This is a genomic window from Pseudomonas sp. NPDC087814 (genome assembly GCF_044742865.1).
Taxonomy (GTDB): Bacteria; Pseudomonadota; Gammaproteobacteria; order Pseudomonadales; family Pseudomonadaceae; genus Aquipseudomonas.
On the sequence record NZ_JBIUVK010000012.1, the window covers coordinates 12659 to 33669 of the forward strand.

Genomic DNA, 21011 nt, shown 5'->3' on the forward strand with positions numbered 1-21011 from the left:
CATGGCTTTTACCCGCAGGGAACTGATTTCCCGTATTGCCGCCGTGGGCGGTTATTCCGCCGCTGTCAGCGCATTGGGCGCGCTGGGGCTGACGCCTCAGGCGGTGGCATCGAGCTTTACCCCGCTGCAATTGGGCAGCACCGGCAAAGGCAAGCAGGTGGTGGTGGTCGGCGCCGGGATCTCCGGGCTGGTCAGCGCCTATGAGCTGCGCAAGGCCGGGTTCAACGTGACGATCCTGGAAGCCCGCGACCGGGTGGGTGGACGCAACTGGACCCTGCGCCGAGGCACCAAGGTCGATTTCGACGACGGCGTCAGCCAGACCGTCGACTTTGATGACGGGCAGTTTTTCAACGCCGGCCCCGCGCGTATTCCCAGCCACCACCAGACGATCCTCGGCTACTGCCGCGAGCTGGGTGTGGAGCTGCAAGTACTGGTCAACAGCAGCCGCAACGCCCTGGCCCGGCCGGATACGCAGCAACCGGCGTTCCAGTTGCGCCAGGCGGTCAATGACACCCGTGGCCAGCTCTCGGAACTGCTGGCCCGCACAGTCAGCCGCAAGGCGTTGGACCAGGACCTGAGCGTGGATGACCGCAAGGCGTTGCTGAGTTTCCTCAAAGTGTACGGCGACCTCAACGGCGACCTGCAATACAAGGGTTCGGTGCGCTCCGGCTACACCCGCGTGCCCGGCGCCGGCGACCAGACCGGCGTGACCCGCGCGCCGCTGGAGCTGCAGACCCTGCTTAATCCCAAGCTATGGGGCGCGCTGGTATTCGATGAAATCCCGGAGTTTTCCTCCACCATGTTCCAGCCGGTGGGCGGCATGGACCGCATTCCGTATGCCTTCTACGAGCATCTGAAAGATGCGGTGCGCTTCAACGCCGAAGTCAGCGATATCCAGACCTCGGAGCAAGGCAGCCGAATCACCTACCGCGACCGTATCAGCGGCAAGACCCAGGTGCTGAGTGCCGACTACGCGATTGTCACCGTGCCCTTGCCGCTGCTGGCCAAGCTGCCAACCAACTTCACGGCACGCTTCAAGCAGGCGATCCAGACCGCGCAAAGCGACCAGGCCAACAAGGTGGCCTGGCAGGCGCCGCGCTTCTGGGAAACCGACTTCAACATCTACGGCGGCCTGTCGTACCTCGACCATGAAGTCAAAGGCCTGTGGTACCCCAGCGACCGCCTCAACAGCGCCCAGGGGATTCTGGTGGCGGCCTACAACACCAGTGAATCGGCCCAGGCCTTCAGCCAGAAATCCCTGGCCGAACAGTTCGCCTCCTCACGCCAGGCGGTGGAGCTGTTGCACCCCGGCCACAGCGCCAAGCTGCAAAAACCGGTGGCGATCAACTGGTCGAAAGTCAGCTACAGCAAGGGCCCGTGGATCGTCAACGACGAGGTCGGCGAAAGCGCCTACCGCGTGCTCAACGAGCCCCAGGGCCGCACGTACCTGGCCAGCGACGCCCTCGCCCACGGCGGCGTCGGCATCTGGCAGAACAGCGCCGCCGATTCGGCGCGGCGCATCGTCTCGCTGATCGGCCGGCATGCCGAACGCCAGCAACCGGGCGTCGCTGCCTGACTTTTCTCTCTCAAGGAATGAACCGATGAAGACGCTTTTTGCAGGACTGCTGATGACCGCCACCACCCTTGCCGCCCACGCCGATGAGATCAAGCGCGTGCCGCTGCCGAACTCGAATTTCCCGATCTCATTGGCGGTGTCGGTGCCGCCGCAGACCGAGCTGCTGTTTGTGAGTGGGTTGCTGGCCGACCTGCATGACCCCAAGGCGCCGAAAGACTCGTTTGCCGCCTATGGCGACACGGCCATCCAGACCACGTCGATCCTCAACAAGCTCAAGGGTGTGCTGCAAGGCCAGGGCCTGGATTTGGGAGATGTGGTGCAGCTGCGGATATTCCTGGTGGGCGATCCAGCCAAGGGCGGCAAGCTCGACTTTGCCGGGTTGCAGGAAGGCTACACGCCGTTTTTCGGCAGTGCCGAGCAGCCGAAAAAACCGGCGCGCACCGCGGTGCAAGTCGTCGCGTTGCCATTGCCCGGCGGGCTGGTAGAAATCGAAGCGGTTGCCGCGCGCAAACGCTGACAGGGACATCACTCGAGACCAAGGAGCTCCACTCTCATGCGAAAATTCAACTGGCTGACGGCACCGTTGTGGCGAGGGAGCTTGCTCCCGCTGGGGCGCGCAGCGGCCCTGAAGCCTGACTCCGCAATTTCCTCGGAAGACTGTGGCGACGGTATTGGGGCTGCTACGCAGCCCAGCGGGAGCAAGCTCCCTCGCCACAGCAAGCTCCCTCACCACAGCAAGCTCCCTGGCCACAGCAAGCCCACTCGCCACAGCAAGCTCGCTCACCGTAAAAGGCTACACCGGTACAATCATCTGAAACTCCTGCCGCTCTCGCTGGCGTGCGGCCTGGCGTCCTTCGGCGTCGAATCTGCCGAAGACCGCTCCCCCACCCTCGACACCGTGGTGGTCACCGGCAACCGTGGCGCCGAACAACGTACCGTCACCACCAGCCCCACGCCGATTGATGTGATCAGCGGCGAACAACTGCGGGCCGTGGGCAAGCCAAGTTTGCTCGAAGCGTTGGGCAAGCTCATCCCCTCGTTCAACCTGCCCGACCGCGCCGGCTGGGATGCCAGCGGCGTGGTGCGTTCGGCCACCCTACGCGGCCTCACCGCCTCTCACGTACTGGTGCTGGTCAACGGCAAACGCCGCCATACCAGCGCCACCCTGAACATCAACGGCATCAACAGCGGCGCGGCCCCCAGCGACCTCGATCTGATCCCGGTGGCTGCCATCGACCATGTGGAGGTGCTGCGCGACGGTGCGGCGGCGCAGTACGGCTCGGATGCGATTTCCGGGGTGATCAATATCATCCTCAAGCAGACCACCGGCGGCAGTTCCGACACCACCCTGGGCCAGAACTACGACGGCAAGCGCGGCACCGGCCAGGAGGCGCTGAACTATGGCTTCCAGGTGGGGGAAGCCGGGGTGCTCAACGTGTCCCTCGACACCCGCTACCAGGAGCGCGACAACAAGGCCGGCAGCAACGGCTACAGCAGCCATTACTACCCGCTGGCGGACGGTTCCCCCGACCCGCGCGAAGCCACCTCCAGCCACCACACCTACAAAGGCTACGGCTCGCCCCGCAGCCAGTTGGGCGATGTGGCGTACAACCTCGACCTGCCGCTGAACGACAACCTGACGCTGTACTCGTTTTCCACCCTGGCCACCCGGGAGAACAACGACGGCCAGAACTTCCGCCTGCCCAACGGCCGCAACACCATCACCACCGGGCCCAATGGATACCCCGATGGCTACAGCCCGTACTGGCTGGTCAACGAGACCGACTTCCAATCGGCTTTCGGCGCCAAGGGCAATGACCTCGGCGGCGGCTGGGGTTGGGACCTGAGCAGCACCTACGGGCGCAACTACGCCAAGCAGCGCACCTACGACAACCAGAACCCGTCCCTGGGCGAAAGCACACCGAACAAGTTCACCTCCGGGATCTACATCGCCGACCAGCTCACCACCAACCTCGACCTGAAAAACACCTACGAGATCGGCCTGGCCAAGCCGCTGGACGTGGCGTTCGGCCTGGAGCACCGGCGCGAAAGCTACGAGACCCGCGCCGGCTCCGAGGCTTCCTATATCGATGGCGACTACGTGTTCCCGGCAGGCCATCCGCGTGCCGGGCAGCGTCCCGATCCGGGGGCTCAGGTCACCAACGGCATCCGTCCGGAAGACGCGCAGAAGGTCAGCCGCAACAGCGTCGCCAGCTATGTCGACCTCGGGTTCTACCCCACCGAGCAGTGGTACGTCGGCGTGGCCGGACGCTACGAACATTACAACGAAGGCGTCGGCGGTACCCGCAGCGGCAAGCTCAGCACGCGGTATGCGTTCAACCCGGTGTTCGCCCTGCGCGGCACCGTGAGCAACGGCTTTCGCGCACCGTCCCTGGCCAACGAGATCTTCACCGCACGCTCCACCGGGTTCGACACCATCAATGGCGTGTACCAGTCGTATAACTACGTGATCCTGCCGGTGGATTCCGCCGGCGCCCAGGCATTGGGTGCCAAGTCACTGAAGCCGGAGCGCTCGACCAACTTCAGCCTCGGTTTCGCCGTGACCCCAAGCGATGACTTGAGCCTCACGGTGGACGGCTACGTGATCAACCTGCGGGACCGCCTGGTGCTCAGCGAACGCTTCCAGGGCCCGGGCATTGCCTCCCTGCTGGACAGCATCGGCGTACCGGCCACGGCGGGCGCGCAGTACTTCACCAACGGCGCCAACACCCGCACCTCCGGGGTGGACGTGGTGGGCAACTACCGGCAGAACCTCGACCGCTACGGCTCGGTGAAATGGACGGCGGCGCTGAACTACAACCACACGCAGATCCTCAGCGTCAACGACACCCCGGCGCAGCTCGCCGCCCTGGGCAACTTCCAGTTGATGGGTCGCCAGTCACGGGCACTGATCACCAAGACTTCACCCAGCAGCAAGATGATCTTCTCCGCCGACTGGGCGATCCACGACTTCGACGTCAACCTGCGCCTGACTCGCTACGGCACCTACACCGAGGTCAACAGCTCCAGCGACGCGAGCCTGGACCGCACGTATTCGGCCCAGTGGATCACTGACCTCGACGTGGCCTACGCGATCACCAAACAGCTGACGGTGGCCGTAGGTGCGCAGAACCTGTTCGACAAATACCCGGATCACATCGGCGTGAAGAACTCGTCGTTCGGCGATAACTGGGGCAGCTATTCGCCGTTCGGGTTTACCGGCGGGTATTACTACAGCCGGGTGCAGTACGCGTTCTGATTCAACAACCGCCGGCCAGGCGTTCACGCAGGAACTCGATCAACGCCTGCACCGGGCGCGAGCTCTGGCGGTGCTGGGGGTAAACGGCGGAAAGGGTCAGGGGTTCGGGCGCGCAGTCATCCAGCAGCGTCACCAGGCGGCCGTCCTGCAAGGCTTGGGCAACGATAAAATGGGGTAGATAGGTGATGCCCAACCCGGCCACGGCGGCATCCCGCAGCAGCTCACCGTTGTTGACCCGCATGCGCCCGCTGACGTTGCGGGTGTGGGGTTTGCCATCGACCTTGAAGTGCCATTGCACCTGGCGACCATGGCCGTAAGGCAGGCATGCGTGATCGGCCAGGTCATCGGGACTCTGCGGCGTGCTGTGGCGGGCCAGGTAGTCGGGACTGGCGCAGTAGACGCGCTGCACACTGGCGATGCGTCGGGCGATCAGGGTCGAATCCTCGAGGGTGCCGATGCGCAGCACCAGGTCGTAGCCCTCGCTGATGAGGTCTACCGGGCGGTCGCTGAGGTCCACTTCCACGGTGACGTGAGGGTGGCGTTGCAGGAACAGCGGCAACAGGCAACCCAGGTGCGCCATGGCAAACGACAACGGCGCGCTCAGGCGAATGGTGCCTCGGGGCTCGGTGTTTTGCCCGGCGATGCCCTGCTCCACTTGCTCGACTTCACTGAGCAGGCGCAGGGCGGATTCGTAGTAACTCTGGCCCAGCGGCGTGACGTCCAGGCGGCGGGTGGAGCGGTTGAGCAGGCGTACGCCGAGGCGCTCTTCCAGCTGGATCAGGCGGCGGCTGACAAATTGCTTGGACAGGCCAAGATGCTCGGCGGCAGCGGTGAAACTGCCGGATTCCATGACCTGGCAAAACAGGCGCATGTCTTCGAAGGGGTTCATTGTCGCTTCTCGGTGGACGCTGGGCTGTTTTATAGCCGGTCAGTCGCCACACCACAAATCAAAATGTGGGAGCGGGCTTGCTCGCGAAGGCGGTGGGTCAGTCGGTACATGTATTGACTGGCACACCGCCTTCGCGAGCAAGCCCGCTCCCACATTGGATTACCTGCATATCAGAGAGCGGTTTATTTGGCCGTCAGCGCCGAGTAGCTGTTCATCAAATTGCGATAGTTGGGAATACGCGGCGACAGCAGATTCGCCAGGCCTTCCATGTCGTTGCGCCAGTCCACCTGCAGCTCGCAGGCCACCGAGAACCAGTTCACCAGCTGTGCACCGGCCGCCGTCATGCGTGCCCACGCCGCCTGTTGCACGGTCTCATTGAAGGTGCCCGAAGCATCGGTGACCACAAACACTTCAAACCCTTCAGCCAGGGCCGACAGCGTCGGGAAGGTCACGCACACGTCGGTCACCACCCCGGCAATGATCAGTTGCTTGCGGCCGGTGGCTTTCACTGCCTTGACGAAGTCTTCGTTGTCCCACGCGTTGATCTGGCCAGGGCGCGGGATGTACGGCGCGTCCGGGAACAGTTCTTTCAGCTCCGGCACCATCGGGCCGTTGGGGCCGCTTTCGAAACTGGTGGTGAGGATAGTCGGCAGCTTGAAGAACTTGGCCAGGTCCGCCAGGGCCAGCACGTTGTTCTTGAACTCGTTGGGCGAGAAGTCCTGCACCAGGGAAATCAGGCCGGTCTGGTGATCCACCAGCAGGACCACGGCGTCATCTTTGTTCAGGCGTTTGTAAGTCATGGGAATACTCTTTTGGGGTTAGATTCAGAAGGCAAAACACGAGCAGCCAAACGCGCCCCAGAAACCCTGGAAGTCGCTGACCGGCACGTTCGAGAGACGCGCCCGTTCATGGCTATGGGCATGCACGCCACAGGGGCCGCTGCATTGGTGCACCTGGGCTTGCAGCGCTGACGCCGGGCGCCAGTGGCCCGGTACCTTGACCACCGGCGACCAGTCCGGCAGCACCGGCACGCTGGGTGGTGCGAAATCTTCAAAGTCGCCGGCGCCGTACACCACCTTGCCGCCGACCACGGTGAGTACCGATTCGATCCACTTGATGGCTTCCTCTTCGACACTGAAGAAGTCCGCCGACAGTGCCGCCACGTCCGCCAGTTGGCCGACCTTGATCTGGCCCTTCTTGCCTTGCTCGGAGGAGAACCAGGCGCTGCCGTGGGTGAACAGTTCCAGGGCCGTCAGCCGGGGCAGCCCCTCGGCGTGCAGTTCCAGCCCGCCGACGGTGCGGCCGCTGACCATCCAGTACAGCGAGGTCCAGGGGTTGTAGCTCGACACCCGGGTGGCGTCGGTGCCAGCGCCCACCGGCACGCCTTCGGCGAGCATGCGTTTGATCGGCGGCGTGGCCTCGGCGGCCTTGGCGCCGTAGCGCTCCACAAAGTACTCACCCTGGAACGCCATGCGGTCCTGGATCGCGATGCCGCCGCCCAGCGCCCGCACGCGCTCGATGTTCTGCGGGGTGATGGTTTCGGCGTGGTCGAAGAACCATGGCAAGCCGTTGAACGGGATGTCGCGGTTGACCTTCTCGAACACGTCGAGCATCCGCGAGATCGACTCGTTGTAGGTGGCGTGCAGGCGGAACGGCCAGCGCTGTTCCACCAGGTGGCGCACCACCGGTTCCAGTTCCTGCTCCATGGTCAGCGGCAGGTCCGGGCGTGGCTCGAGGAAGTCTTCGAAGTCGGCCGCCGAGAACACCAGCATTTCGCCGGCGCCGTTGTGGCGCAGGTAGTCGTCGCCCTGATGCAGGGTCACGCTGCCGGTCCAGTTCTTGAAGTCGCTGAGTTCTTCTTTGGGCTTCTGGGTGAACAGGTTGTAGGCGATGCGCACGGTCAGTTGCTGGTCCTTGGCCAACTGTTCGATCACGGCGTAATCGTCGGGATAGTTCTGGAAACCACCGCCGGCGTCGATGGCACTGGTCAGGCCCAGGCGGTTGAGTTCGCGCATGAACTGGCGGGTGGAATTCACCTGGTATTCCAGGGGCAGTTTCGGGCCCTTGGCCAGGGTCGCGTAGAGAATCATCGCGTTGGGCCGCGCCACCAGCATGCCGGTGGGGTTGCCGTTATGGTCGCGCACGATCTCGCCGCCGGGCGGGTTCGGCGTGTCCTTGGTGTAGCCGGCCACCCGCAGGGCCGCGCGGTTGAGCAAGGCGCGGTCATACAGGTGCAGCACGAACACCGGCGTGTCGGGGGCGGCCTGGTTGAGTTCGTCGAGGGTGGGCATGCGCTTTTCAGCGAACTGGAATTCGTTCCAGCCGCCCACCACCCTCACCCACTGCGGCGTGGGCGTGCGGTCAGCCTGATCCTTGAGCATGCGCAGGGCATCGGCCAGTGACGGCACGCCTTCCCAGCGCAGTTCGAGGTTGTAGTTCAGGCCGCCACGGATCAGGTGCAGGTGCGAGTCGTTGAGGCCAGGGATGACAGTGCGACCCTTGAGGTCGATGACCTGGGTACCACTGCCGCGCAGGGCCATGGCTTCGCCGTCGGTGCCCACCGCGACGAAGCGTCCCTGGTGGATCGCTACTGCCGTGGCGCGGGGATTTTCACGGTCCACGGTGTGGAACTGGCCATTGAACAGAATCAGGTCGGCGTTCATAGGGTTTCCTTTACAGAGGCTTCAAGCCAGGGCGCGAACAGGCGGGTGGCCGCCGGCATCAGCAGGTAAACCACCAGTACAACGATGGTCAGGGTGACCAGGAAGGTGGCGACGATGTAGTTGGACAGGAACGGGTGCAGCCGCAGTACCGGGCCCCAGATGATCGGCACCAGCAACGTCAGCGGCAGGATCACCAGCAGCGTGACCACTGCCTGTTTCCAGCGCGGCGGCTTGGCGGCAGTATCGGCCAGGGGCGAGAACCAGAACTCGTTGACCGCGCCGACTTCGGTCTGGTCGCCGTCGGCCAGCATCGGTGCGGCTTGGTTGATCAGCTCCAGGCGCTGCGGCGAATCGAGCCAGCGCTCCAGGTCTTCGGTGGAGCGGTAACGCAGCACGCAGGTGAATAGCGCCAACCCGCCCTGTTTACTGCGCACCACATCGACGCCGAGGTGCCCGGGACGCTCACCGGCAATACGCACGATGCGTCGCAGCCAGGCTTCGTAGTCGGCTTCAAGCCCGGGTTTTATGCGGTGCTTGACCACCAGGGTCACGACCTCGTCCGGCCCGCCTTGTGCTGTTGAGTCCATCGTGCCCTTCCCCTGGATGCTTGAACGTTCGCGCTAGTGTGCGACGGCCCGATCCAGAAAAATTGCATGCATGTGCTCAGTTCAACAGATGCTTGCAGCGGTCTACACTGGGGATTCATTCACCGGTAAGGTGTGTGAAAACAAGCGCCCATCGACCACGGATAGCGATCATGGCTCAACCAGCAGCTGCAACCGGAACCTTGTGTTCAGAGCGGGAACAGAGGGTCAAGCAATTGATCCTCGCCAATCTTGCTGGCCCCCTGGAGGTGACGGAACTGGCTCGCGCCTGTGAGCTGTCCCGCAGCCATTTCTCCAGGGCCTTCAAGCGCACCACCGGTGTATCGCCCCAGGAATGGATTCGCCAGCAACGCATCAAGCAGGCCAAGGTGCTGATCACCGGCTCCGCCCTGAGCCTGACGCAGATCAGCCAGGAATGCGGGTTCTGCGACCAGGCGCACTTCTGTCACCTGTTCAGCCGCAGCGAAGGCGTGAACCCAATGGCCTGGCGCAAACTTCAGCTGCGCTACCGCCATCATCTGCGGACGGCACAGCTGGCGATCGTCAATCTAAAAGAGACAGTCATTCCGATTTCAGCTTCTTAATCAACCTATCGTTAACCAGTAATCTTCTCCTCACACCGAAGCCCTGCATCTCGCAGCCAAGCTTCCCTTGAGGAGAACACCCCATGCTGACCCTTCGCAAAGCCTCGGAACGCGGCGCCGCCAATCACGGTTGGTTGAAGTCGTTCCACACCTTCTCGTTCGCCAACTACTGGAACCCCAAGGAACAGGGTTTTTCCGACCTGCTGGTGATCAACGATGACCGGGTTGCCGCCGGCAAGGGCTTCGGCCAACACCCGCACCGCGACATGGAGATTTTCTCCTATGTGCTCGAAGGCGCCCTGGAACACAAGGACACCCTGGGCACCGGTTCGGTGATCCGCCCCGGCGATGTGCAACTGATGAGCGCCGGCAGCGGCGTGGCCCACAGCGAGTTCAACCACAGCCACACCCAGGGCGTGCACTTCCTGCAAATCTGGATCGTGCCGGATGTGGCGGGCGCCGAACCGCGCTATCAGCAGGAGCACTTCACCGAGGCGCAGAAACGCGGCCGGTTGCAGTTGATCATCTCGCCGGAAGGCACCGACGGCTCCCTCGGCGTGCGCCAGGACGCGCGGGTGTATGCCGGGCTGTTCAACGGCTTTGAAACCGCCAGCCTGCCGCTGGCCCCGGAACGCTACGCCTACATCCATGTGGCGCGGGGCAGCGTTGAAGTCAATGGCCAGCGCTTGCACGAAGGCGACGGTGCCCGAGTGCGCGATGAGCGGGAGATTCACCTGAGCCATGGGGAGGACGCCGAGGTGCTGGTGTTCGACCTGCGCCCTCGGGAACTGCCAGAAATGCCGTGATGAGCGACGCGATGGCCCGGGAAAACGGGCCATCGCTGGCGTCGATAGTCACCATCAGCCCAATGAAGTTCTCTTAAAAAATCTGCCGCGTAACATCGCATCCATACCAACCAACGACTTTCCCGGAGCACACCCTCATGAAACGCCAACTCTTGCTTAGCCTCGCTTTCTCGGTACTTGCTGTAAGCGCCTTTACCCAACCTGCCCTCGCTGAAGGCGGCGCGGATCGCCTGATGGACAGCCGCGTGGCTGAGGGTGGGTCTGACCGTATGCTGGAACGCCGCGTTGCTGAAGGCGGGTCTGATCGCCTGCTGGAACGTCGTGTTGCTGAAGGTGGTGCTGATCGCCTTCAAGAAAACCGTGTAGCTGAAGGTGGCGCTGAGCGTCTTCAAGGCAACCGTGTAGCTGAAGGTGGTGCTGAGCGTCTTCAAGGCAACCGTGTAGCTGAAGGTGGTGCTGACCGTCTTCAAGAAAACCGTGTAGCTGAAGGTGGCGCTGACCGCCTGATGGAAAACCGCGCGTAACCCCTGTCGTTCGCGGTTCACCCCCAGCCGGCCTGATCAGCCGGCTTTTTTTCGCCTGCTGTTAACTGATCCTCACAAGCGCCACGACCCCTGTGGCGAGGGAGCTTGCTCCCGCTGGGCTGCGCAGCAGCCCCAATGAACTCACCGCGTTTCTCCAGGAAGACCCCATTGGCAGGTGTTGGGGCCGCTTCGCAGCCCAGCGGGAGCAAGCTCCCTCGCCACACAAGCTCTCTGGCCATTAGTGAAGTTCACGGTCCAGCCACACCACCGCCTTGCCAATCTGCTGCCGTGCCTCAATCCTCGCGTGCACCTGCTGCACCTCTTCCAGCGTGTAATGCCCTTCGATATCCACCGTCAGCGAACCTTCGAGCACCGCCGCAAACACCGCATTGGCACGCCTCTGCACCGTAGGCCCGTCGGCCATGTGGTCGTTGAGCCGTGGGCGAGTAAGGAACAGTGAACCGGCCTCCCCCAACTCCATCGGATCGAGGTCAGTGATCGAACCGGAGACGTTGCCGTAATTGACGATCAACCCGCGCGTACGGCACGCCCTGAAACTCTCGCGTAAGGTGGCCTTGCCCACCGAGTCGAACACCACATCCACGCCCTGCCCCTGCGTTGCCTCCAACACTCGTTCGGCAAAACCGTCGTATTGCCAGGCTTGATCGGCACCACGCTCGAGGGCAATCGCGCACTTTTCGGCGCTGCTACCGGTAGTGAGCACCGTGGCACCGAGTCGCCGGGCCATTTGCACCAGCAACTGGCCGATGCTGCCGGACGCGGCATGGATCAGGCAGCTGTTGCCCGCCTGCAACCGCGCAACATCTTCAATCAGGTAGTGAGCCGTGCAGCCCTGGAACATCGCCGCAGCCGCCTGATCGAAGCTGATCGCATTGGGAATTTGCGCCACCCGCGCGGCGGGTACGCTGGCGTATTCGGCGAACGCGCCCCATGAAATGCACCAGGCCACTCGATCACCCGGCGCCAGATGGCTCACGCCCTCGCCCACCGCCACCACCACACCGGCCCCTTCCATGCCCAAGGTGCACGGCAGCCTAACCGGGTAGGTCACCGAGCTGGCGTATTTGCCCTGGCGGGTGTGCACATCCATGAAATTGATCCCGGCGCAGGCCACCTTGACCAGCACATGGGCGGATGTCACCTGAGGTGTAGGGACATCGTGGCGCAGTTGAACAACTTCCGGGCCGCCGTAGGTTTCAAGGGTGAGGGCTTTCATCGCGGGACAACTCCGTTTGCAGTGGGAATGCGCCATGGTAAAAGGCGCTACTCTGTACGAGAATTCCCCAATACCTCCCACCCTCCGTGCGGAAATAACCCGATGTTCGACTGGCAGGATCTGTATTTCTTCACCGTGCTGGCGCGCACCCAATCACTGTCGGCTGCCGCCCGCGAACTGCAGGTGGAACACGCCACCGTCGGCCGGCGCGTCGATGCCCTGGAAAAAGCCCTCGGCGTCAAACTGGTGGATCGCCTGCCCCGCAGCCGGCCGCTCACCGAGGAAGGCCTGGCATTGGCGAAGCTGGCGGCCGGCATGGGCGAGATGGCCACCGAAGTGATGCGCCTGTCCCGCGTGGCCTCGATCGAAGTGGCCGGCACCGTGCGGGTCAGTTGCCCGCCGTCGATTGCCATCCACTGCATCGCGCCCCATGTCGCACGCTTCAGGGCGCAGTATCCCAAGCTGAATATCGTGTTGATGTCCTCGACGACGCTGGCCGCCCTCGACAAAGGCGAAGCCGACATTGCCCTGCGCACGGTGCGTCCCGATGAAGAAGCGCTGGTACGCAGAAAGGTCGGCGCCGTACGCTTCGGCCTCTATGCCACGCCCGAGCTCAAACAACTGCCCGCTGAACAGTGGACGTTCATTGCCTATGACGCCACCCGCGACCATCTGCCCCAACAGGCGTGGATGCACCAGGTGCGCGGCAACCGCACGATTGCCTTCGCCGCCAGCGACCTGATCACCCAGCAAATGGCCGCCCGGGCCCAGGTGGGTGCAGTGGTGTTGCCCACGCTGGTGGGCGATCACGACGCGGCATTGGTGCGGTTGGCAACGAACACCGAAGGCCCGGTTCGCGATATCTGGCTGACGGTGTATCCGGATATGCGCCGCTCGCCTTCGGTGAAGGTGGTGATGGAGTTTCTGGTGAGCTGCATTGAAGGCGAGCCGCAGTTGCGGCGGTGAGACCGATTACTGCGCGGCGTACTGTTCGTCGCTGACCTGCTCCATCCAGTCCACCACCTTGCCGTCGAGCATTTCGTTGATCGCGATATGGGTCATGGCGGTGTTCGCCGTGGCGCCATGCCAATGCTTGACACCGGGTGCAATCCATACCGTGTCGCCGGGGCGAATGGCCCGCACGGCCTCCCCCGCATTTGCATTGTTGGTTGACGCGTTGCGTTATCGCGGCTGAAAGAAGTCCGTCAGGGCCGCGCCCAAGCCATCGAACACCACGGCGATGCGCGGGACCTTGCGCATGTCCTGATGCATGGCGATCCACACGTCAACCTTGAAATCCACCTGCGCGGGCAACACCCGCACCAGCCCGTGACGTTGTGCCACCTGGGCTGAACACACGCCGATCCCAAGCCCCGCACGCAGAGCGGCCAACTGCGCGAGGTGATCGTCGGTGCGAATCACCGTACTGGGCGCCGAACAGTCGAAACCGCGCTCACCCAGGAATTCGATCTCCAGCAAGTTGCGGTCCGGCCCGATCAGCGGGTAGCCGTGCAATTGCGCAACGGTGTCCGGCGTGCCCTGCTCTGCCAACAGTTCGGGTGCGGCGTACAACCCTACGTGAAGGTCGCCGACCTTGCGCGCGACCACCGTGGATTCGACCGGGCGACGGATGCGTACGGCGACGTCGGCCTCTTGCCGGGCAAGTGCCTGCAGCCGATTGGATACGCTCAGTTCGATGGCCAATTGCGGATGATCACGGCGCAGGCTGCGCAACATGGGCGGCAGCACTTCAACGCCCAGCAGCTTGCCGCTGGTGAGCCGCACCGTGCCGCCGGCGAGGGCCGTGTCGGCCGAGGCTGCGCGGCTGAAGGCGTTGGCGGCAACGGCCATCGCTTCAACGTGGCTGATCAGGTCCTTGGCCGTGTCGGTGGGCAACAGCCCGGCGGGTGAGCGGATAAACAGGCTGACCCCGACGCTCTGCTCCAGGGCCTCGATCCGTCGCCGCGCGGTGGCCTGGGCGATCCCCAGCAAACGGGCCGCGCCCGACAGGCTGCCGGTGCGCAACACGGCGAGGAAGGCGCGCTGGGTTTCCCATTGGAGTTGCGGGGCGTTCATACATTTCCTGTGAGCCGCTGGGCAGTTTTGGCGGATGTTCTTTTTTCGGGGGCTGCGGCATGCTGGCGAGCATAACCGATGGGGCTTTCGCCCTCACTTTGCACAGGATCGTTTTTGATGACACTCACCGGCCAATGTCGCTGCGCCCGCGTGACCTACACCCTCGATACCGACGCGCCGCTGGCGGTGTATGCCTGCCATTGCCGCCACTGCCAGACCTGGAGCGGCAGCGCGTTTGCCCTGCACGCGCTGTTGCCGGCGGATGCGCTGCGGGTTGAAGGTTCGCTGACGGAATATGCCTATGACGTTGATGGGCAGCGCTCGGAACATCGTTTGTGCGGGGTGTGCCATACGCGGATCTGCAACACCACGACGGCCGCGCCGGGGTTGGTTGTGCTGCGGGTCGGGACACTGGATGAGAGCCCGTCCGTGCAGCCGGTGGCGCATATCTGGCTGCGGCACAAGCAGCCGTGGGTAACGCTGGCGGAGGGTGTTCCGACCTGGCCGGAAAGCCCTACGCCCCAGGCGTTTGCGCAGGCGTTGAGCGTTCCCCTGTAGACATGACTCACACCCACACTGTGGCGAGGGAGCTTGCTCCCGCTGGGTTGCGCAGCAACCCCAAAAGCATTGACCGGCCCATCCTGAAAGACCGCAGCGGCCTACCAGGGGGCGCTTCGCACCCCAACGGGAGCAAGCTCCCTCGCCACATTGGGCTCTGCGTCGATGTTGAGGCTCAGCACTTCGCCATTGCGCAACTGCCAGGCGAAGAAGTCTGAGAAATCATCGCGAACCAATGCGCGAATCGCCTTGGCGACAACCCCATGGGCAACCAGCACCACCACCTGTTGCCCATGGTTCACCAGCAACTGATTCAATCCGCCCCGGATGCGCTCGACGAACTGCGAGATTGACTCACCGTCCGTGGGTGCCCGCTCCCATTGCCGGGTAATATTCTGCGCCCAAAGGTCGGGATAACGCTGCGCCGCCTCCGCCTGGGTCAGTCCCTCAAACACCCCCACGCCGCGCTCACGAAACGCATCCAGCGTAGGCAGTTGCAGCCCATCATCCGCAAACACAATGGCCGCCGTTTGCTGAGCCCTGCGCAGCGGCGAGACGATGACGGCGTCGATCTGCGCCGGCAATTTTTCCCGCAACTCCCGCGCCTGCAGCACGCCCCGTTCGTTGAGATCAATGTCCAGCGAGCCCTGGTAACGCCCCTCGGCATTGGCTTGAGTTTCGCCGTGACGAACAACATACAACTGCATACCGCCCTCCTTCATCCTGACGCTGAAAGGCCGCGAACGGCGCACCCGATAAAGGCCTAAGCTAAGATCGAAAAATTATTTATCGAATGTTTTTTAGAACAATAAGCTCACCTTAATCCATTAAGAGTCGAGCACGCCATGCCCCAGTTTTCGCTCCATCGCCTTTTCATCGCAGGCCTTGCCACACTGGGCCTCTGCACCACCCTGAGCACACAAGCCCAGGAAACCGTACGCATCGGCTACCAGAAATCCTCGACCCTGATCACCTTGCTGAAAACCCAGGGCACCCTGGAAAAAGCCCTCAAGGCCGACGGCATCGACGTCACCTGGCACGAGTTCCCCAGTGGCCTGCCGCTGCTGGAAGCACTCAACGTCGGTAACGTGGATATCAGCGCCGACGTGGCCGACACCGTGCCGATCTTCGCCCAGGCCGCCCAGGCCAAGCTCACCTACTTCGCCCAGGAAGCGCCCTCGCCCCAAGCCCAGGCGATCGTGGTGCGCAAGGACTCGCCGATCCAGCAACTGGCGGATTTGAAAGGCAAGAAAATCGCCGTGACCAAGGCCGCCGGCACTCACTATTTATTGATCGCTGCCTTGGACAAGGCGGGGCTGGCCTTCTCCGATATCGAGCCGGCGTACCTGACGCCCGCCGATGGCCGCGCTGCGTTTGAAAACAACAAGGTTGATGCCTGGGTCACGTGGGAACCGTTCCTCACCAGCGTGCAGCGCCAACTGCCCACCCGCACCCTTGCGGACGGTACCGGGCTGGCCAGTTACAAGCGCTATTACCTGACGGGTACGCCCTATGCCCAGGCGCATCCGGAAGTGCTGAAGCTGGTGTACGAGCAGTTGCACCAGGCTGGCGAGTGGGTGAAGAGCCACCCGCGTGATGCCGCGAAAGTGCTGGGGCCGTTGTGGGGCAACCTGGATGTGGAGACTGTCGAGGCCGTCAATGCTCATCGCAGCTATGAGGTGCAACCGGTGACGCTGGATCAGTTGGGGGAGCAGCAGAAGATTGCGGACGCGTTCTTCAAGGCGGGGTTGTTGCCCAAGGCGGTGGATGCGCAGGATGTGCAGGTGTGGAAACCCTGAGGCAGTCAATTGTGGGAGCCGGGCTTGTCCGCGATGCAGACAACTCGGTACTCCAGTCATACCGCGGTGATGCCATCGCAGCCTCGCCAAGGCTCGACAGCTCCCACAGTTGATGTTCAGGGCCTGGACTATCGGCGGTGTCAGCTTTTACGCGTCGCGTCATCCAGCGCAAGGATGGTGTGAGCATTGGTCACCGTGGTCGCCAGGGTATTGATCACTCCCGAACGCAACGCCCCCAGCGTTGCCGCCGCCTTGGTGTTTTCACTGGCAATCGCCACCACATCCGGAATCCGAAACAGCTCCTGCACCGTCAACCCGATCACCCGCCCCTGAATCGCGTTGACCGCCGGCTGGCCATGAATGTCGATGAAGTCATAACCCATCATGTCCCCCACCGTGCCGGACAACCGCGCCTGTGCAATTTCCTGGGGCGAAAACCACCCCATGCGCACCATGTTGCTGTTTTCACTCATGTCACCGATGCCGATCAACGCCATGTCCGCACGGCGGGCACGGTCAAGTGTGGAACGCACCGTATCGTTGCTGATCAACACCCCACGCAGTTCCGGGTTGGCCACCAGCGCCGGGGCGTACAGGCTTTCACTCTCGCCACCAAACCGCAGGGCCAGGCGCCGGCAAATATGGTCGGGGTTCATGTATTCACCCGCCTTGAGCGAACCGCCAATGGCGCACACAAACGTGCAGTTGCGGGTCACCGGCAAAAACACATTATCGGCCACCGCACCGACATTACGCCCCATGCCAACCGCGACGATCATGCCGTCGCTGAGGGTTTTGTTCAGGTAGTTGGCCACCAGGCTCGCCACCGCCGAGCGCTGGGTGTCCGGGTCGCTGTGGTCCACCGCAATCAAGGCGCGGTCCAGCTGGAAGCGCTCCACCAGCGCCTGTTCCAGCTCGTTGTTCATCGCCGGGTGCTGCAACACCCGCACCTCGACAATCCCTTCATCCCGTGCGCGTTTGAGCAGGCGGCTGACTTTTGCCCGGGACAGGTCGAAGCGCTTGGCGATGGCTTCCTGAGTGACGTTCTCAAGGTAATAGAGCATTGCCACTTCGGTCATCAGGTCGATGTCGCTGGCGATGCGCTGGGTACTGTCACTCATGGGCACGGGCTTCCGTTTCGGTGTCAAAGGCGCATTCTCCCGACTCTTGCCCCGTTCCGTCCACTACTGATGCCCGTCACGCTCGATCGCGTTGATGCGGTCGACCTTGGCCCCGGAACGCGCGGCTTCGAACTCCGACTCCAGGAACGACTTGACGATGCTCTTGGCCAGTTCCGCGCCGATCACCCGTGCACCGATGGACAGGATCTGCGCATCGTTGCTCTTGCGTGCCCGCTCCGCCGAATAAGTGTCATGGGCCTGGGCCGCACGAATCCCCAGGACTTTGTTGGCCGAGATGGCCATGCCGATGCCAGTGCCGCACACCAGCACGCCCAAGCGTTGCTCGCCGGCATTGATCGCCGTGGCCACCGCCAGGGCAATGTCCGGGTACAGCACCGGCGCCGTGGAATGGGTGCCGAAGTCCGTCACCGGGTAACCCAGCGCCTCGATATGGCGCTTCAACAGTTCTTTGAGCTCATAACCCGCTTCATCGCATCCGATAGCCACCGGGAAAGGTGTGTTCATGGCGTTTGGCTCCGCTGCCGTTTTGGGTGCTGGAGAGTGATCATATGATCACTCAGTGAAATTTAGCTCAGTCATTTCTCGGATATTCCAGTCGCCCTGTCAAGCAGGATTTAGCTGACCTTCCAGTCAAAGCCCTCTAAACCGGCTTACTTTGCGCAAATCCATCCATTTACAACTTTTCAGTGAAAGAGATTGACTGATCAGAATTTCATTTGATACACATATGCTCACAGCGAAACATGACTGTGCGACCTAATAAGAATTCACAGCACGAGGACACGCCGATGGCCACGCCATTACTGCTCCAGGCTGAACACGTCGCCAAGGCTTACGCCGGGATTCCTGCCCTGCGTGAGGGGCGCCTCTCTCTGCGGGCCGGCAGCGTCCACGCCCTGTGCGGCGGCAATGGCGCAGGCAAATCGACTTTCCTGAGTATCCTGATGGGCATCACCCAGCGTGACGCCGGGACCATCCTGCTCAACGGCTCCCCCGTTCAGTTCAACCGCCCCAGCGAAGCACTCGCGGCGGGGATCGCGATGATCACCCAGGAGCTGGAACCCATTCCCTACATGACCGTCGCCGAAAACATCTGGCTGGGCCGCGAACCGCGCCGCGCCGGCTGCATCGTCGACAGCAAGGAGCTCAACCGGCGCACTCGCGAACTGCTGGAAGGCCTGGAGTTCGACGTCGACGCCACCAGCCCCATGCATCGCCTGAGCGTGGCGCAGATCCAGCTGGTGGAGATCGCCAAGGCATTCAGCCACGACTGCCAGGTGATGATCATGGACGAGCCCACCTCGGCCATCGGCGAGCGCGAGGCCGAAACCCTGTTCAAGGCCATCCGCCGCCTCACCGCCCGTGGTGCCGGCATCATCTATGTGTCGCACCGCCTCAGTGAACTGGCGCAGATTGCCGACGACTACAGCATCTTTCGCGACGGCGCCTTCGTTGAGACCGGGCGCATGGCCGATATCGACCGCGCCCACCTGGTGCGCGGCATCGTCGGCCAGGAACTGACCCGCATCGACCACAAGGTCGGCCGCGAATGCGCCGCCGAATGCTGCCTGGACGTCGACAGCCTGAGCCGCGCCGGCGAGTTCCAGGACATCAGCCTGCAACTGCGCCAGGGCGAGATTCTCGGCATCTACGGGCTGATGGGCTCGGGCCGCAGCGAATTCCTCAACTGCATCTACGGCCTCACCACGCCGGACTCCGGCAGCGTGACCCTGCAAGGCAAACCGATGCCCATCGGCCTGCCCAAGGCAACGATCCAGGCCGGCATGTCACTGGTCACCGAAGACCGCAAGGACAGCGGCCTGGTGCTCAGCGGCAGCATCCTCTCGAACATTGCATTGTCGGCCTACAAGCAGCTGTCGAGCTGGTCGCTGATCAATGCCCGCAAGGAAAACCAACTGGCCCAGGACATGGTCAAGCGCCTGCAGATCAAGACCACTTCCCTGGACCTGCCGGTGGAATCCATGAGCGGCGGTAACCAGCAAAAAGTGGTGCTCGCCAAATGCCTGTCGACCCAGCCGATCTGCCTGCTGTGCGATGAGCCGACCCGGGGCATCGATGAAGGCGCCAAGCAGGAGATCTATCATTTGCTGGACCAGTTCGTGCGCGCCGGCGGCGCGGCAATTGTGGTGTCGTCCGAAGCCCCGGAATTGCTGCACCTGAGTGACCGTATTGCCGTGTTCAAAGGCGGAAGGCTGGTGACCATCAGCAGCGATACCGCCCTTTCCCAGGAAGCCTTGTTGAGTCTTGCCTCATGAATGCCAAATCACTTTCTACACCTGCAGCCGCCCCCGTCACGACCGCACCCCGCAGCCGCCTGCGCCTGTCCCTCGACCGCTTCGGCCTGCCGCTGGTGTTCATCCTCCTGTGCCTGGTGATGGCCTTCGCCAGCGAATACTTCATGACCTGGCGCAACTGGATGGACATCCTGCGCCAGACCTCGATCAACGGGATCCTCGCCGTGGGCATGACCTACGTGATCCTGACCAAGGGCATCGACCTGTCGGTGGGCTCGATCCTGGCCTTTGCCGGGCTGTGCAGCGCCATGGTCGCGACCCAGGGCTATGGCGTGCTCGCGGCAGTCAGCGCCGGGATGTTCGCCGGGGCGATGCTCGGGGTGGTGAACGGCTTTATGGTCGCCAACCTGTCGATCCCGCCCTTTGTCGCGACCCTGGGCATGTTGAGCATTGCCCGCGGCATGACCTTCATCTTGAACGACGGTAGCCCGATCACTGACCTGCCCGACGCCTACCTGGCGCTGGGTATCGGCAAGATCGGCCCGATCGGTGTGCCGATCGTGATCTTCGCCGTGGTCGCGCTGATCTTCTGGATGGTACTGCGCTACACCACCTACGGCCGCTATGTGTACGCGGTGGGTGGCAACGAGAAGAGCGCGCGCACCTCCGGGATCGGCGTGCGCAAGGTGATGTTTTCGGTGTACGTGGTCTCGGGCCTGCTCGCCGGGCTGGCCGGTGTGGTGCTGTCGGCGCGCACCACCTCTGCCCTGCCCCAGGCCGGCACCTCGTATGAGCTGGATGCGATTGCCGCCGTGGTAATCGGCGGCACCAGCCTGTCGGGCGGTACCGGCACGATTGTCGGCACGCTGTTTGGCGCATTGCTGATCGGCGTGATCAACAACGGCCTGAACCTGCTCGGCGTGTCCTCCTATTACCAGCAGGTCGCCAAGGGCCTGATCATCGTGTTCGCAGTGCTGATTGACGTGTGGCGCAAGAAGAAACGCTAGTTCTGAAAACTACCACTACAACAATAACGGA

Annotated in this window: 20 protein-coding genes and 1 pseudogene; 11 read left to right on the plus strand and 10 right to left on the minus strand. The window is 63.0% G+C overall.

Going from position 1 to position 21011, the window contains the following annotated elements:
* Position 1 precedes the first annotated feature (1 nt).
* Genes ACIOMR_RS12025 through ACIOMR_RS12035 form a run of 3 tightly spaced genes read left to right on the plus strand, consistent with a single transcriptional unit; the run spans position 2 to position 4835 of the window.
* Positions 2 to 1576, plus strand: a complete 1575-nt coding sequence (locus tag ACIOMR_RS12025; RefSeq protein WP_401194267.1) for a flavin monoamine oxidase family protein — start codon at positions 2 to 4, stop codon at positions 1574 to 1576.
* A gap of 25 nt (positions 1577 to 1601) precedes the next feature.
* Positions 1602 to 2093, plus strand: a complete 492-nt coding sequence (locus ACIOMR_RS12030) for a RidA family protein (RefSeq protein WP_003211308.1) — start codon at positions 1602 to 1604, stop codon at positions 2091 to 2093.
* 36 nt (positions 2094 to 2129) lie between these two features.
* Positions 2130 to 4835 carry a TonB-dependent receptor plug domain-containing protein gene (locus tag ACIOMR_RS12035; protein WP_401194270.1) on the plus strand — a complete coding sequence of 902 codons (2706 nt, stop codon included), beginning with the start codon at positions 2130 to 2132 and terminating at the stop codon, positions 4833 to 4835.
* A 1-nt stretch (position 4836) separates the two neighbouring features.
* Here the strand turns inward: ACIOMR_RS12035 and ACIOMR_RS12040 are convergent, their stop codons facing one another.
* The 4 genes from ACIOMR_RS12040 to ACIOMR_RS12055 form a co-directional block, all read right to left on the minus strand.
* Positions 4837 to 5724 (minus strand): LysR family transcriptional regulator, encoded by an 888-nt coding sequence (locus ACIOMR_RS12040; RefSeq protein ID WP_401194273.1) that lies wholly within the window; start codon positions 5722 to 5724, stop codon positions 4837 to 4839.
* A 182-nt stretch (positions 5725 to 5906) separates the two neighbouring features.
* Positions 5907 to 6530, minus strand: a complete 624-nt coding sequence (ycaC, locus tag ACIOMR_RS12045) for an isochorismate family cysteine hydrolase YcaC (protein WP_161635723.1) — start codon at positions 6528 to 6530, stop codon at positions 5907 to 5909.
* Between the two features lie 18 nt (positions 6531 to 6548).
* Positions 6549 to 8387: an amidohydrolase gene (locus ACIOMR_RS12050; protein ID WP_401194276.1), complete on the minus strand. Its 1839-nt coding sequence runs from the start codon at positions 8385 to 8387 to the stop codon at positions 6549 to 6551.
* Complete coding sequence (locus ACIOMR_RS12055) at positions 8384 to 8974, minus strand: antibiotic biosynthesis monooxygenase (protein WP_177028409.1); 591 nt, start codon at positions 8972 to 8974, stop codon at positions 8384 to 8386. Before ACIOMR_RS12055 ends, ACIOMR_RS12050 begins: the two co-directional genes overlap by 4 nt.
* Before the next feature lie 170 nt (positions 8975 to 9144).
* Between ACIOMR_RS12055 and ACIOMR_RS12060 the strand changes: the two genes are divergently transcribed.
* The 3 genes from ACIOMR_RS12060 to ACIOMR_RS12070 all read left to right on the plus strand — a co-directional run bounded on the left by ACIOMR_RS12060 (position 9145) and on the right by ACIOMR_RS12070 (position 10906).
* Positions 9145 to 9576, plus strand: a complete 432-nt coding sequence (locus ACIOMR_RS12060; protein ID WP_023658747.1) for an AraC family transcriptional regulator — start codon at positions 9145 to 9147, stop codon at positions 9574 to 9576.
* 83 nt (positions 9577 to 9659) lie between these two features.
* A complete protein-coding gene (locus ACIOMR_RS12065; RefSeq protein WP_008434624.1) occupies positions 9660 to 10382 on the plus strand; it encodes a pirin family protein in 723 nt (240 codons plus the stop codon).
* 137 nt (positions 10383 to 10519) lie between these two features.
* Positions 10520 to 10906, plus strand: a complete 387-nt coding sequence (locus ACIOMR_RS12070) for a phage infection protein (protein ID WP_401194281.1) — start codon at positions 10520 to 10522, stop codon at positions 10904 to 10906.
* Between the two features lie 238 nt (positions 10907 to 11144).
* Here the strand turns inward: ACIOMR_RS12070 and ACIOMR_RS12075 are convergent, their stop codons facing one another.
* Positions 11145 to 12143: a quinone oxidoreductase family protein gene (locus ACIOMR_RS12075; protein WP_401194284.1), complete on the minus strand. Its 999-nt coding sequence runs from the start codon at positions 12141 to 12143 to the stop codon at positions 11145 to 11147.
* Between the two features lie 102 nt (positions 12144 to 12245).
* Between ACIOMR_RS12075 and ACIOMR_RS12080 the strand changes: the two genes are divergently transcribed.
* Positions 12246 to 13109, plus strand: coding sequence for a LysR family transcriptional regulator (locus ACIOMR_RS12080; protein ID WP_177008642.1), 864 nt, complete (start codon positions 12246 to 12248; stop codon positions 13107 to 13109).
* Positions 13110 to 13115: 6 nt separating this feature from the next.
* On the opposite strand, the pseudogene ACIOMR_RS12085 reads toward ACIOMR_RS12080, so the two are convergent.
* Positions 13116 to 13295, minus strand: a pseudogene (locus ACIOMR_RS12085) (cupin domain-containing protein); the annotation flags it as partial.
* A gap of 30 nt (positions 13296 to 13325) precedes the next feature.
* Entirely contained in the window at positions 13326 to 14219 is an 894-nt protein-coding gene (locus ACIOMR_RS12090) for a LysR family transcriptional regulator (protein WP_087694863.1), read from the minus strand.
* Positions 14220 to 14336: 117 nt separating this feature from the next.
* Here ACIOMR_RS12090 and ACIOMR_RS12095 point away from each other — a divergent pair, with 117 nt between their 5' ends.
* The gene (locus ACIOMR_RS12095) at positions 14337 to 14777 is read left to right on the plus strand and encodes a GFA family protein (RefSeq protein ID WP_177039847.1); all 441 of its coding nucleotides are present in this window, start codon (positions 14337 to 14339) and stop codon (positions 14775 to 14777) included.
* Positions 14778 to 14878: 101 nt separating this feature from the next.
* On the opposite strand, the gene ACIOMR_RS12100 is transcribed toward ACIOMR_RS12095, so the two are convergent.
* A complete protein-coding gene (locus ACIOMR_RS12100; protein WP_003215723.1) occupies positions 14879 to 15484 on the minus strand; it encodes a histidine phosphatase family protein in 606 nt (201 codons plus the stop codon).
* Positions 15485 to 15622: 138 nt separating this feature from the next.
* On the opposite strand from ACIOMR_RS12100, the gene ACIOMR_RS12105 reads away from it, so the two are divergent.
* Positions 15623 to 16576 carry an aliphatic sulfonate ABC transporter substrate-binding protein gene (locus ACIOMR_RS12105; RefSeq protein ID WP_401194289.1) on the plus strand — a complete coding sequence of 318 codons (954 nt, stop codon included), beginning with the start codon at positions 15623 to 15625 and terminating at the stop codon, positions 16574 to 16576.
* A 140-nt stretch (positions 16577 to 16716) separates the two neighbouring features.
* Here the strand turns inward: ACIOMR_RS12105 and ACIOMR_RS12110 are convergent, their stop codons facing one another.
* Positions 16717 to 17697 (minus strand): sugar-binding transcriptional regulator, encoded by a 981-nt coding sequence (locus tag ACIOMR_RS12110; RefSeq protein ID WP_003215718.1) that lies wholly within the window; start codon positions 17695 to 17697, stop codon positions 16717 to 16719.
* 63 nt (positions 17698 to 17760) lie between these two features.
* A complete protein-coding gene (gene rpiB, locus ACIOMR_RS12115) occupies positions 17761 to 18222 on the minus strand; it encodes a ribose 5-phosphate isomerase B (RefSeq protein WP_003215716.1) in 462 nt (153 codons plus the stop codon).
* 284 nt (positions 18223 to 18506) lie between these two features.
* On the opposite strand from rpiB, the gene ACIOMR_RS12120 reads away from it, so the two are divergent.
* Together ACIOMR_RS12120 and ACIOMR_RS12125 are read left to right on the plus strand one after the other, a co-directional pair.
* A complete protein-coding gene (locus ACIOMR_RS12120) occupies positions 18507 to 19994 on the plus strand; it encodes a sugar ABC transporter ATP-binding protein (RefSeq protein WP_003215714.1) in 1488 nt (495 codons plus the stop codon).
* Entirely contained in the window at positions 19991 to 20980 is a 990-nt protein-coding gene (locus ACIOMR_RS12125) for an ABC transporter permease (RefSeq protein WP_003215711.1), read from the plus strand. Before ACIOMR_RS12120 ends, ACIOMR_RS12125 begins: the two co-directional genes overlap by 4 nt.
* Positions 20981 to 21011: the final 31 nt, after the last annotated feature.